We start from the raw sequence: 12230 nt of genomic DNA on the forward strand, positions 1-12230 counted from the left end.
TCGCAGCCAGCCGGGACCCGGACAGCACGCAAAAACCGGAGCGTACAGGGAGTACGTGAGGGTTTTGAGCACAGCCCAGGGCCAAAATGGCAAGTAAAATAGCCCTTATAAGGCGGATTATGCAGGGTTTGGAATATCAATAAACGTCACATCCAAATCGGTGTTCTCTGTCAGCCATTCGCTGAGCGCACGGATCCCGCCGCGTTCGGTGGCGTGATGCCCGGCAGCGTAAAAATGTAGCCCCTGTTCACGGGCAGAGTGGATGGTTTGTTCGGAAACTTCGCCGGTAATAAAAGCGTCAACGCCTGACTGCGCGGCACTGTCGATGAAGCTTTGTCCGCCGCCGGTGCACCAGGCGACGCGTTTGATAGTATCCGGCCCGGTGTCGCCACACCACAGCGGTTTGCGTCCAAGACGCGCTTCGATCCACGACGCCAGTTCCAGCCCAGGAACCGGCATCGCCAGTTCTCCCCAGGGAACCAGCGGCTCGATTTCCCCCATCACGGTGATCCCCAACAGGGCCGCCAGTTGTGCGTTGTTGCCCAGTTCGGGATGCGCATCCAGCGGCAGATGCCAGCCGTAGAGGTTAATGTCATTCGTCAGCAGCGTTTTCAGGCGATTGCGCTTCATCCCGCGAATCACCGGGGATTCGCCTTTCCAGAAATAACCATGATGAACGATGACCGCATCGGCCTGTAGACGCACAGCTTCATCCAGTAACGCCTGACTGGCGGTCACACCGGTGACGATTTTCTGCACCGTTTCTTTGCCTTCAACCTGCAAACCGTTTGGCGCGTAGTCGCTGATAGCGGCGCTGTTCAGTTTCTCGTTGATCAGTTGTTCCAGTTCGGTGTTTTTCATCATCGATCCCTTGTTTATTTATGCACTCCGTTAACATAGCGTCCCTGTGCCTGTTCGTCGATAGACAATTATGAGCCCTATTAAGAAACTATTGCCTCCGCCGTCACCATAAAAAAGGGGGCGTGTTTACGCCCCCTTTCCTGAATAGTTATGGGATTTTGACCGCATAGTCACCGTCAGCTTTTTCGTGCGGCCTCATAGGCGGTAAGCGTCTCCTGACGTGCCTGTTTATGATCGACAATAGGCTGTGGATAGTTGAGCGACACGCCCTCTTTTATTGCCCATTTCCACGGCTCGTGAATCGCCTTGCCCGGCACAGCGCTAAGTTCCGGGATCCACTGACGGATAAACCCACCCTCGCTGTCGAACTTTTCGCCCTGCGTCGTCGGGTTAAAAATACGGAAATACGGCGCGGCGTCGGTTCCGGTGGAGGCAGCCCACTGCCAGCCGCCATTATTCGCAGCGAGGTCACCATCAATAAGTTGTGACATGAAATAGCGCTCGCCTTTACGCCAGTCGATCAGCAGATCTTTCACCAGGAAACTGGCCGTAATCATCCGCAGCCGGTTGTGCATCCAGCCGGTGGCGTTCAGTTGTCGCATCGCCGCATCAACAATCGGATAGCCCGTTCTCCCCTCCTGCCAGGCCAGTAAATCATCCGCACTGTCCCGCCAGCGCACGCGATCGGTCCAGAGAATAAAAGGGCGGTGTTTGCACAAATTAGGATGGTACGTCATCAGATGGCAATAAAACTCACGCCAGATAAGTTCGTTTAGCCAGACGCTGCCCGCGCCGCCGTCCAGCGCCTGCGGCTGTTCCGCCAGCAGGCGATGCAGACACTGACGTGGTGATAATCCCCCCGTTGCCAGACTGGCGGATAAACGACTGGTGCCCTCAATGGCCGGGAAGTCACGACGCTCGTCATACTCGCTCACCCCCTGCTGGCAAAACTGGCGTAGCCGGGCAATCACGTTTTTTTCTTCTACCGGGAAGAGGGTCTGGTCAAAATCCTGCTGCGGATAGTTGAGAGTGAGCGGAGACAACGATGGCAAAGCCGCATTCCTCTCACGTCGCGCAGGCGCGGAAACGCACTCCGGAATCCCTTCCTTTAGCCGTTTTAACCAGGCATTTTTAAACGGCGTGAAGACTTTATACATCTCATTGTTTCCCGTCATCACCGAACCTGGCGGCAGGATCACGCTATCATCGAACCCTTCGCAAACCACATTGGGCAGCGCGCTTTCCACTGCCGCATCGCGCTCGCGTTCATCCACTTCGTACTGATAGTGGTAGTACAAATGGCTGACGTTATGCTGTTCACATACCGCTTTCACCGTTTCAATGCTGGCCGCAAAATCATTGACCTCTTCAAAGAGCAGCGGAATGCCTTTTTCCGCCAGCGCCTGTTGTAAGGCGTTTAGCTGAGCCTGGATCAAGGCGGCCTGACGCGGTGACATCTCATGGTTTGCCCACTGTCCGGGCGTGGAGATAAACAGCGCCACGACGCGCGTGGCACGGTGACGGCAGGCAGCAGCAAGGGCAAGATGGTCATGCAAACGGAGATCGCGGCGAAACCAGACCAGATGGGTGGACATAACACTCCCGAAAGAAAAAAATCAACTCCCGTAGCGCAGTCGCAGGGCTTCTGGCCAGGGATCAAAGTAGCGTTGCCCGGAGAGATACGCATCCGGATATTCCGCCATATAGTGTTTGAGCAGCGTCACAGGCGCAAGCAGCGGCTGCGTAGCACGCCGGTAGCCATCAATGAGGGACGCCAACTCCTGCCGCTGACGGGCATTGAGTTGTTTGCGAAAATAGCCCTGAACGTGCATCAGGACATTAGTATGGTTACGTCGGGTGGCTGGATGGGACATCAGTTTCATCAGGCGCAGACGATATTCAATAAAAAAGTCATTGAGACTTTCCCACTCGTGTATCGCTGCGACAAAGCGCCCCAGTTCGCGATATTCCGGCTGTGAATGGGCCAGCAGCAGAAGTTTATAACGGCTGTGGTAGTCAATCAGCGCGCCACGCGTGAGTCCACGTTGACGCAGTCCATGCAATTCATGCAGGGCATAAATCCGCGCAACAAAATTTTCCCGTAATTGTGGATCGTGCAATCGCCCGTCCTCTTCAACAGGAAGCCACGGGTAAGATGCCATCAGGACGGAGGTGAAGATACCTCGACCGGCTTTGCGATTGTTTTTCCCATCGGCGTCATAAACACGAACGCGCTCCATCCCACAACTGGGTGATTTCGCACAGACAATATAGCCACAAAGGTGTTCGAAACGGCTGACGCGCTCTTCACTGAACGCGGTCATGGCCTGAGTTAAATCGCCTTCACGCCGATCGCTGAAACGCAATGCGATCGCCTCTTCCATTTTGACTAAACGCAATGCGGGGCGCGGCACCGGGAGGCCAATCGCCATTTCCGGACAGACGGGTTCAAAGTGCACCCACGGTGAAAGCTCTTCGACTGCAAAGCTCAGGCGTTTATGTCCACCATCAAAGCGAACCGCCTCCCCTAGCAAACAGGCGCTAATGCCTACAGGGATTTTCTCGCTCATGATGCCTCCTTTTCATTTCTGAAATAAGTGTAGACACTGAGGCATAAAAAAACCGCCACATTGCTGTTGGCGGTTTTTCTGAATGCGATTGTCTTAGTAAAAATCGCAGGTGGCTTTTTCAGCCTGATCCATCCACACCGGTTTATCGCTGGTTTTTGACCAGACACGATGTAAATAGCTGTAAAAACGGGCGCGGTCTTTCCAGAACAGCATTACCGGCAGTGCCAGTACCCCAGCCACAACGGCGAAAGTACGGCGCAACAATACAACATGTACTGGATATTCTTTGTACAACTCCATGATTCTCTCCCCTTTATCTGGCCGGTAATCATCACCGGTAAAGTCAAATTGGTTATCTGCTGAAAATAGTACCGCTTTGCGTGTAATTTTACTACTCATCCGACCACTTATTTTTAGCTATTTAAGCTTTATTTACATTCATCGCGTAATTAAGTTACAAGAAAGTTAAATTAATACTAAACATTAGTTAGATAATGGTCTTTGCCATTTTTATACTTTTTTTACATCCCCGACACCGATTTTTGCGACATCTTTGCAGCCAGATATTTACGCTTTGTTCATCACATTTAGGCCACGGGAGGTGCACTGTGAGTGCAGGCGTGATAATCGGCATCGTGTTGATTTTCTTATTATTAGGTTACCTGGTGTATGCATTGATCAATGCGGAGGCGTTCTGATGGCTGCGCAAGGATTTTTACTTATCGCCAGTTTTCTGCTGATTCTGTTCGTACTTGCCAGGCCGTTAGGCGCGGGCCTGGCGCGGCTTATCAACAATATCGCGCTGCCCGGTACGGCAGGCGTTGAACGTCTGATCTGGCGCGGGCTCGGCATTTCGTCGCACGAGATGAACTGGAAGCAGTATCTGCTGGCGATCCTCGGCCTGAACGTACTGGGGCTGGTAATTCTTTTTCTGTTGTTATTGTGGCAAAACCTTCTGCCGCTCAATCCACAGCAGTTGCCTGGCCTGTCGTGGCATCTGGCGCTCAACACCGCAGTCAGCTTTGTTGCTAACACCAACTGGCAGGCCTACAGCGGGGAAACCACCTTAAGCTACTTCAGTCAGATGGCCGGGCTGACGGTACAAAATTTTTTATCCGCCGCAACCGGGATCGCCGTGGTGTTTGCCCTGATCCGCGCCTTTACGCGCCAGAGCATGAGCACGCTGGGCAATGCGTGGGTCGATCTGGTACGCATTACGCTGTGGGTCTTATGCCCCATCGCGCTGGTGATTGCACTGTTCTTTATTCAGCAAGGTAGCCTGCAAAACCTGCTGCCCTATCAACCCTTCACCACCCTGGAAGGCGTGCAGCAACTGCTGCCGATGGGGCCAGTGGCCTCGCAGGAAGCCATCAAGATGCTGGGAACCAACGGCGGTGGCTTCTTTAACGCCAACTCGGCGCACCCGTTTGAAAACCCAACTGCACTGACCAACATGGTACAGATGCTGGCGATCTTTTTAATTCCAGCCGCGCTTTGTTTCGCCTTTGGTGACGCGACAGGCGACCGTCGTCAGGGACGGATGCTGCTATGGGCCATGTCGCTCATCTTTATCGTTTGCGTTGCCGTGGTGATGTGGGCAGAGGTTCAGGGGAATCCGCATCTGCTGCAATGGGGTGCTGATTCCAGTCTCAATATGGAAGGCAAAGAGAGCCGCTTTGGCGTGCTGGTAAGCAGCCTGTTTGCGGTGGTGACAACCGCGGCCTCATGTGGGGCAGTGATCGCCATGCATGATTCGTTTACCGCACTCGGCGGCATTGTGCCAATGTGGTTGATGCAGATTGGTGAAGTGGTGTTCGGCGGCGTGGGTTCGGGTCTTTACGGCATGCTGCTGTTCGTGCTGCTGGCGGTGTTTATCGCCGGGCTGATGATTGGCCGCACGCCAGAATACCTGGGCAAAAAAATCGACGTTCGCGAGATGAAAATGACCGCACTGGCGATTCTGGTGACCCCAGCCCTCGTTTTACTCGGCACCGCGCTCGCCATGATGACCGGGGCGGGGCGCAGTGCCATGCTCAACCCCGGCCCGCACGGCTTTAGCGAAGTGCTATACGCCGTCTCTTCAGCGGCCAACAACAACGGCAGCGCCTTTGCCGGTCTGAGCGCCAACACCCCGTTCTGGAACTGCCTGCTGGCATTCTGCATGTTTGTCGGACGCTTCGGGGTCATCATCCCGGTGATGGCCATTGCCGGCTCGCTGGTGGCGAAAAAAAGCCAACCGGCCAGTCCAGGCACGCTGGCAACCCACGGCGCGCTATTTATCGGCTTGCTGATCGGTACGGTGCTGTTAGTCGGCGCCCTGACCTTTATTCCTGCACTGGCGCTTGGCCCAGTGGCTGAACACCTTTCCTTACGCTGAGCGATGCGGAGCACAATGTTATGAGTCGCAAACAACTGGCGCTGTTCGAACCGTCCCTGGTCGCTCAGGCGCTGATGGACGCAGTGAAAAAATTAAGCCCACACACCCAGTGGCGTAATCCGGTGATGTTCATCGTCTGGATTGGCAGCCTCCTGACCACCGTGATTACCGTTGCGATGGCGACAGGACAGATGACGGGTAGCACGCTGTTTACCGGAGCGATCAGTTTGTGGTTGTGGGTAACCGTACTGTTTGCCAACTTTGCTGAAGCGCTCGCCGAGGGACGCAGTAAGGCGCAGGCTAACAGCCTCAAAGGGGTAAAAAAGACGGCTTTTGCCCGCAAACTGCGTGAGCCGAAGTACGGCGCAAAAATGGATCACGTCCCGGCCGATGAGCTGCGTAAAGGCGACATCGTGTTGGTGGAAGCAGGCGATATCATTCCCTGTGACGGCGAAGTGATTGAAGGCGGTGCCTCCGTAGATGAAAGCGCCATCACCGGCGAGTCCGCGCCGGTCATTCGCGAATCCGGCGGCGATTTCGCCTCGGTGACCGGCGGGACGCGCATTCTCTCCGACTGGCTGGTAATCGAATGTAGCGTGAACCCCGGTGAAACCTTCCTTGACCGGATGATCGCCATGGTCGAAGGCGCCCAGCGCCGTAAAACGCCCAACGAGATCGCCCTGACTATTCTGCTGGTCGCCCTGACGATTGTCTTTTTGCTGGCAACCGCAACGCTGTGGCCGTTTTCTGCCTGGGGCGGTCACGCGGTCAGCGTCACGGTGCTGGTCGCCCTGCTGGTTTGCCTGATCCCGACAACAATCGGCGGGTTGCTCTCCGCAATTGGTGTCGCCGGAATGAGCCGTATGCTCGGTGCGAACGTCATCGCCACCAGCGGACGCGCAGTGGAAGCCGCAGGCGACGTGGACGTGCTGCTGCTGGACAAAACCGGCACCATTACGCTCGGTAACCGTCAGGCCTCGGACTTCCTGCCTGCGCAGGGTGTCGATGAAAAAACGCTGGCCGACGCCGCACAGCTCTCTTCATTAGCCGATGAGACGCCGGAAGGTCGCAGTATCGTGATCCTCGCCAAGCAGCGCTTTAATCTGCGTGAACGTGACGTGCAGTCGCTGCATGCCACTTTCGTCCCCTTTACTGCCCAGAGTCGTATGAGCGGCATTAACATCGACAACCGGATGATTCGTAAAGGCTCCGTTGACGCCATCCGCCGTCATGTCGAGGCGAGCGGTGGGCAGTTCCCGGCGGATGTCGAGCAGAAAGTGGACAGCGTTGCCCGTCTGGGAGCTACGCCGCTCGTGGTGGTGGAAGGTTCCCGGGTGTTAGGCGTGATCGCGCTGAAAGATATCGTCAAAGGCGGGATAAAAGAGCGTTTTGCCCAGTTGCGTAAAATGGGGATTAAAACGGTGATGATAACCGGCGATAACCGCCTGACCGCCGCCGCCATCGCCGCCGAGGCGGGTGTAGATGACTTCCTTGCCGAAGCGACACCGGAAGCCAAGCTGGCGCTCATCCGTCAGTATCAGGCGGAAGGTCGCTTAGTGGCGATGACCGGGGATGGTACTAACGACGCGCCGGCGCTGGCGCAGGCTGATGTGGCGGTTGCCATGAACTCCGGTACGCAGGCAGCAAAAGAAGCGGGCAACATGGTCGATCTTGATTCCAACCCGACCAAGCTTATTGAAGTAGTGCACATCGGCAAACAGATGTTGATGACGCGCGGTTCACTGACCACCTTCAGTATCGCCAACGACGTGGCGAAGTACTTCGCGATCATTCCGGCCGCTTGTGCCGCGACCTACCCACAGTTAAATGCGCTGAACATTATGCGTCTGCATTCGCCTGATTCGGCCATCCTGAGCGCGGTAATTTTTAACGCCTTGATCATTGTCTTTCTGATCCCGCTGGCGCTGAAAGGCGTGAGCTACAAACCGCTTTCCGCGTCCGCCATGCTGCGCCGTAACCTGTGGATTTACGGACTGGGTGGTCTGGTGGTGCCGTTTATCGGTATCAAAGTGATTGATTTACTGCTGACCCTGCTGGGTCTGGTGTGAGGTGTCTGATGAGTGGCTTACGTCCGTTGTTTTCAACAATGCTTTTCCTGCTGCTGCTGACAGGCGGCGTGTATCCGCTGCTGACCACCGCGCTGGGGCAATGGTGGTTCCCGCATCAGGCCAACGGTTCACTGATTCGGGATGAGCACGGAGTGCGGGGTTCTGCACTGATCGGGCAGAATTTTACCTCTGAAGGCTATTTCCAGGGACGACCGTCGGCTACCGCTGAAATGCCCTATAATCCCATGGCATCTGGCGGCAGTAATCTCGCCGCCAGCAACCCGGAGCTGGATAAACAATTGCAAAGCCGGATCGACGCTCTGCGTGCTACCAACCCGCAGGCCAGTCGTAGCGTACCAGTAGAACTGGTGACTGCCTCCGCGAGCGGTCTGGACAACAACCTGACCCCCGCCGCGGTGGCGTGGCAAATCCCACGTGTGGCCCAGGCCCGCCATCTCACCATTGAACAGGTGACGCAACTGGTTGCAGAATACACGCAGAAACCGCTGGTGAGCTTTATCGGTCAACCGGTCGTGAATATTGTCGAACTTAATTTAGCGCTGGATAAGCTGTGATGGTCAATGATGAACCGGCACGCCCCGATCCCGATCGCCTGCTGGAGCAGGCGGCTGCTCCACATCGGGGAAAACTAAAAATTTTCTTCGGTGCCTGTGCGGGCGTCGGGAAAACCTGGTCAATGCTGGCGGAAGCCCAGCGCCTGCGCGCACAGGGACTCGACATCCTGATTGGCATAGTGGAGACCCACGGACGCAAAGAGACCGCCGCCCTGCTGGACGGTCTCAGCATTCTGCCGTTGAAACGCCTGGCGCGCCACGGACGTCATATCAGCGAGTTCGATCTCGATGCGGCGCTCGCCCGCCGTCCGGCACTGATCTTAATGGATGAACTGGCGCACAGTAACGCGCCAGGCTCGCGCCATCCCAAACGCTGGCAGGATATCGAAGAACTGCTCGATGCCGGTATCGATGTCTTTACCACCGTTAACGTGCAGCATCTCGAAAGCCTGAACGATGTGGTCAGCGGCGTGACCGGGATTCAGGTGCGCGAAACCGTACCGGATCCGTTTTTTGACGCTGCCGACGAGGTGGTGCTGGTCGATTTACCTCCTGACGATCTGCGCCAGCGCCTCAAAGAGGGCAAAGTTTATATCGCCGGACAGGCCGAGCGCGCCATCGAGCACTTTTTCCGTAAAGGCAATTTAATTGCGCTGCGCGAGCTGGCGCTGCGTCGCACAGCCGATCGGGTGGACGATCAGATGCGCGCATGGCGGGGCCGCCCAGGTGAAGAGAAGGTCTGGCATACCCGCGACGCCATTCTGCTCTGCATTGGTCACAACACCGGCAGTGAAAAACTGGTGCGCACCGCCGCGCGTCTGGCGTCGCGACTGGGCAGCGTCTGGCACGCCGTCTATGTCGAAACCCCCGCGCTGCATCGCCTGCCCGAAAAGCAGCGGCGTAATATTTTGCACGCCCTGCGACTGGCGCAAGAGTTAGGCGCGGAAACCGCCACGCTTTCCGATCCCAGTGAAGATAAAGCGGTAGTCCGCTACGCCCGTGAGCATAATCTGGGAAAAATTGTACTGGGGCGGACGACCACGCGGCGCTGGTGGCATCGCGATTCTTTTGCCGACCGGCTGGCGAAACGTGCGCCAGAACTGGATCTGATGGTGATCGCCCTGGACGAACCGCCGGTTCGGGTGCTGACGTCGATGCCCGACACCCGCACCTTTAAGGACAAATGGCGCGTACAAATTCAGGGTGGACTGGTCGCCGTTGCCCTCTGCGCCCTCACGACTTTTATTGCCAGCCAGTGGCTGGCCGCTTTTGATGCCGCAAACCTGGTGATGCTCTATCTGCTCGGCGTGGTGGTCATCGCCCTCTTCTATGGTCGCTGGCCGTCGGTATTTGCCACTTTTATTAGCGTGGTCAGCTTTGATCTGTTCTTCATCGCGCCGCGCGGCACGCTCGCCGTCTCGGACGTACAGTATCTCCTCACCTTCGGCGTCATGCTGACGGTCGGACTGGTCGTGGGTAACCTGACGGCAGGGGTGCGTTATCAGGCACGCGTTGCGCGCTACCGGGAACAGCGCACACGTCATCTTTATGAGATGTCGAAAGCACTGGCGATGGGACGCAGCGCACAGGATATCGCCAGCACCAGCGAGCAATTTATCGCCTCCACCTTTCACGCCCGCAGCCAGATTTTGTTGCCAAATGAAGAGGGAAAACTGGTCGCCCTCACCCACCAGCAGGGAATGACGCCCTGGGATGATGCAATTGCCCGCTGGAGCTTTGATAAAGGGTTACCGGCAGGTGCCGGCACCGATACTCTGCCCGGCGTGCCATACCAGATCCTGCCGTTACGCAGCGCAGACAAAACACACGGTCTGGTCGTTGTCGAACCGGGCAATCTGCGCCAGTTGATGATCCCCGAACAGCAACGACTGCTGGAAACCTTTACCCTGCTGGTGGCGAATGCGCTGGAACGCCTGACCTTAACGGCCAGCGAAGAGCTGGCACGGTTGGCCAGCGAGCGGGAAAGCCTGCGCAACGCCCTGCTCGCGGCACTGTCTCACGACCTGCGTACCCCGCTGACCGTATTGTTTGGTCAGGCGGAAATTCTCACCCTCGACCTCGCCAGTGAAGGCTCTTCACATGCCAGACAGGCCAGCGAAATTCGCCAGCACATACTGAATACGACCCGTCTGGTGAATAATCTGTTGGATATGGCACGGATTCAGTCCGGTGGTTTTAACCTTAAAAAAGAGTGGCTGACGCTGGAAGAAGTGGTGGGCAGTGCGCTGAAAATGCTCGAGCCCGGTCTGATTCATCCTGTCAACCTCTCCTTGCCCGCGCCACTGACCCTCATTCACGTCGATGGCCCGCTGTTCGAACGGGTGCTGATTAACCTGCTGGAAAATGCCATCAAGTATGCCGGACCGCAGGCGGAGATCGGCATCGACGCGCACGTTGAAGACGAGCATCTGCAACTCGACGTCTGGGATAATGGGCCGGGCATCCCACAAGGTCAGGAACAGCACGTTTTCGATAAATTCTCCCGGGGGAATAAAGAGTCCGCGGTGCCTGGTGTCGGGCTGGGGCTGGCCATCTGTCGGGCGATAGTGGAAGTGCACGGCGGGGCAATTGCCGTCTATAATCGCCCTCAGGGCGGCGCCTGCTTCCGTGTTACACTGCGGCAAGAGGCTCCGCCAGAACTTGAAAATTTTCATGAGGATATGTGACAAACGTTCTGATTGTTGAAGATGAGCAGGCCATTCGCCGCTTTCTGCGTACCGCGCTGGAAGCCGATGGGCTGCGCGTATACGACGCCGAGACCCTTCAGCGCGGTTTACTGGAAGCGGCAACGCGCAAGCCCGATCTTATTATTCTCGATCTCGGTCTGCCGGATGGCGACGGCATTGATTTCATTCGCGACCTGCGACAGTGGAGCGCCGTCCCGGTGATCGTGCTTTCTGCCCGCAGCGAGGAGAGCGACAAAATTGCCGCGCTGGATGCGGGGGCCGACGACTATCTGAGCAAACCTTTTGGTATTGGCGAGTTACAGGCACGCCTGCGCGTTGCCCTGCGCCGTCATTCCGCCACTCCCTCTCCCGAACCGGTAGTGCGCTTTTCCGATGTGGTAGTGGATCTCGCCGCGCATCTGATTCATCGCGGTGAAACAGAAATCCATTTAACGCCGATTGAATTTCGCCTGCTGGCCGTGTTGCTCAACAATGCCGGAAAAGTGTTGACTCAGCGCCAGTTGTTGAACCAGGTCTGGGGGCCAAACGCCGTCGAGCACAGCCATTATTTGCGTATTTATATGGGGCACCTGCGACAGAAACTGGAGCTCGATCCCGCGCGACCACGCCATTTTATTACCGAAACCGGCATTGGCTATCGTTTTATGCCGTGAATGGTTATTCATTTATTTTAAATAAACCATAAATAATATTTTAGTCATTTCTTGTGGCGCGATTTATATATTTATCGACGCAAGAAAAATCTTAATAAATATATTAAAAAACATATTTATAACATATAAACAACAATGCCGTAGCTTATCGCACGATATGCATAATTCGCGACTAAATATTTTGAAAATGATCGTTCAATATTGATCTTCTTCACAGAATAGCGCCATTTCCTGGATAAAATACCTTCACCTTCTACTGATACAGAAAAGGTAATCAAAATGGAAAACAATAGTCGTACAATGCCCCATATCAGGCGAACAACACATATTATGATGTTTGCCCACCGTAATAGCTTTGACTTTCATTTCTTTAATGCCCGTTAGTCTTTCGACTATGGGCACTCCAGCATACAGGTC

11 protein-coding genes are annotated in these 12230 nt (G+C 55.6%); 7 read left to right on the forward strand and 4 right to left on the reverse strand.

What is annotated here, in order from left to right:
* Positions 1 to 117 precede the first annotated feature (117 nt).
* The 4 genes from ybgI to KE671_RS08040 all read right to left on the reverse strand — a co-directional run bounded on the left by ybgI (position 118) and on the right by KE671_RS08040 (position 3731).
* Positions 118 to 861: a type 2 GTP cyclohydrolase I gene (gene ybgI, locus KE671_RS08025; RefSeq protein WP_206162782.1), complete on the reverse strand. Its 744-nt coding sequence runs from the start codon at positions 859 to 861 to the stop codon at positions 118 to 120.
* A 176-nt stretch (positions 862 to 1037) separates the two neighbouring features.
* Positions 1038 to 2456, reverse strand: a complete 1419-nt coding sequence (gene phrB / locus KE671_RS08030; RefSeq protein ID WP_206162481.1) for a deoxyribodipyrimidine photo-lyase — start codon at positions 2454 to 2456, stop codon at positions 1038 to 1040.
* Positions 2457 to 2477: 21 nt separating this feature from the next.
* Positions 2478 to 3431 (reverse strand): YbgA family protein, encoded by a 954-nt coding sequence (locus KE671_RS08035; RefSeq protein WP_206162482.1) that lies wholly within the window; start codon positions 3429 to 3431, stop codon positions 2478 to 2480.
* Positions 3432 to 3524: 93 nt separating this feature from the next.
* Positions 3525 to 3731, reverse strand: coding sequence for a YbfA family protein (locus KE671_RS08040; RefSeq protein WP_206162483.1), 207 nt, complete (start codon positions 3729 to 3731; stop codon positions 3525 to 3527).
* Positions 3732 to 4039: 308 nt separating this feature from the next.
* Here KE671_RS08040 and kdpF point away from each other — a divergent pair, with 308 nt between their 5' ends.
* The 7 genes from kdpF to speFL all read left to right on the forward strand — a co-directional run bounded on the left by kdpF (position 4040) and on the right by speFL (position 12197).
* Positions 4040 to 4129 carry a K(+)-transporting ATPase subunit F gene (kdpF, locus tag KE671_RS08045; protein WP_042285393.1) on the forward strand — a complete coding sequence of 30 codons (90 nt, stop codon included), beginning with the start codon at positions 4040 to 4042 and terminating at the stop codon, positions 4127 to 4129.
* The gene (kdpA, locus tag KE671_RS08050) at positions 4129 to 5808 is read left to right on the forward strand and encodes a potassium-transporting ATPase subunit KdpA (protein WP_206162484.1); all 1680 of its coding nucleotides are present in this window, start codon (positions 4129 to 4131) and stop codon (positions 5806 to 5808) included. The genes kdpF and kdpA overlap by 1 nt, the downstream gene beginning before the upstream one ends.
* 20 nt (positions 5809 to 5828) lie before the next feature.
* Positions 5829 to 7877: a potassium-transporting ATPase subunit KdpB gene (gene kdpB, locus KE671_RS08055; protein WP_206162485.1), complete on the forward strand. Its 2049-nt coding sequence runs from the start codon at positions 5829 to 5831 to the stop codon at positions 7875 to 7877.
* Between the two features lie 8 nt (positions 7878 to 7885).
* Entirely contained in the window at positions 7886 to 8452 is a 567-nt protein-coding gene (gene kdpC, locus KE671_RS08060; RefSeq protein ID WP_206162486.1) for a potassium-transporting ATPase subunit KdpC, read from the forward strand.
* Positions 8452 to 11139 carry a two-component system sensor histidine kinase KdpD gene (gene kdpD, locus KE671_RS08065; RefSeq protein ID WP_206162783.1) on the forward strand — a complete coding sequence of 896 codons (2688 nt, stop codon included), beginning with the start codon at positions 8452 to 8454 and terminating at the stop codon, positions 11137 to 11139. The genes kdpC and kdpD overlap by 1 nt, the downstream gene beginning before the upstream one ends.
* Positions 11136 to 11813 (forward strand): two-component system response regulator KdpE, encoded by a 678-nt coding sequence (kdpE, locus tag KE671_RS08070; RefSeq protein ID WP_061076848.1) that lies wholly within the window; start codon positions 11136 to 11138, stop codon positions 11811 to 11813. The genes kdpD and kdpE overlap by 4 nt, the downstream gene beginning before the upstream one ends.
* 279 nt (positions 11814 to 12092) lie before the next feature.
* Entirely contained in the window at positions 12093 to 12197 is a 105-nt protein-coding gene (gene speFL / locus KE671_RS08075) for a leader peptide SpeFL (protein ID WP_114149115.1), read from the forward strand.
* Positions 12198 to 12230: the final 33 nt, after the last annotated feature.

The sequence above is a fragment of the Citrobacter amalonaticus genome, assembly GCF_018252635.1.
GTDB classification, from domain to species: domain Bacteria; phylum Pseudomonadota; class Gammaproteobacteria; order Enterobacterales; family Enterobacteriaceae; genus Citrobacter_A; species Citrobacter_A amalonaticus_E.

Coding starts and splice junctions, on each gene's coding strand:
- ybgI (WP_206162782.1), bottom strand. CDS start 861: ATGAAAAACACCGAACTGGAACAACTGATCAACGAGAAACTGAACAGC.
- phrB (WP_206162481.1), bottom strand. CDS start 2,456: ATGTCCACCCATCTGGTCTGGTTTCGCCGCGATCTCCGTTTGCATGAC.
- KE671_RS08035 (WP_206162482.1), bottom strand. CDS start 3,431: ATGAGCGAGAAAATCCCTGTAGGCATTAGCGCCTGTTTGCTAGGGGAG.
- KE671_RS08040 (WP_206162483.1), bottom strand. CDS start 3,731: ATGGAGTTGTACAAAGAATATCCAGTACATGTTGTATTGTTGCGCCGT.
- kdpA (WP_206162484.1), top strand. CDS start 4,129: ATGGCTGCGCAAGGATTTTTACTTATCGCCAGTTTTCTGCTGATTCTG.
- kdpB (WP_206162485.1), top strand. CDS start 5,829: ATGAGTCGCAAACAACTGGCGCTGTTCGAACCGTCCCTGGTCGCTCAG.
- kdpC (WP_206162486.1), top strand. CDS start 7,886: ATGAGTGGCTTACGTCCGTTGTTTTCAACAATGCTTTTCCTGCTGCTG.
- kdpD (WP_206162783.1), top strand. CDS start 8,452: ATGGTCAATGATGAACCGGCACGCCCCGATCCCGATCGCCTGCTGGAG.
- speFL (WP_114149115.1), top strand. CDS start 12,093: ATGGAAAACAATAGTCGTACAATGCCCCATATCAGGCGAACAACACAT.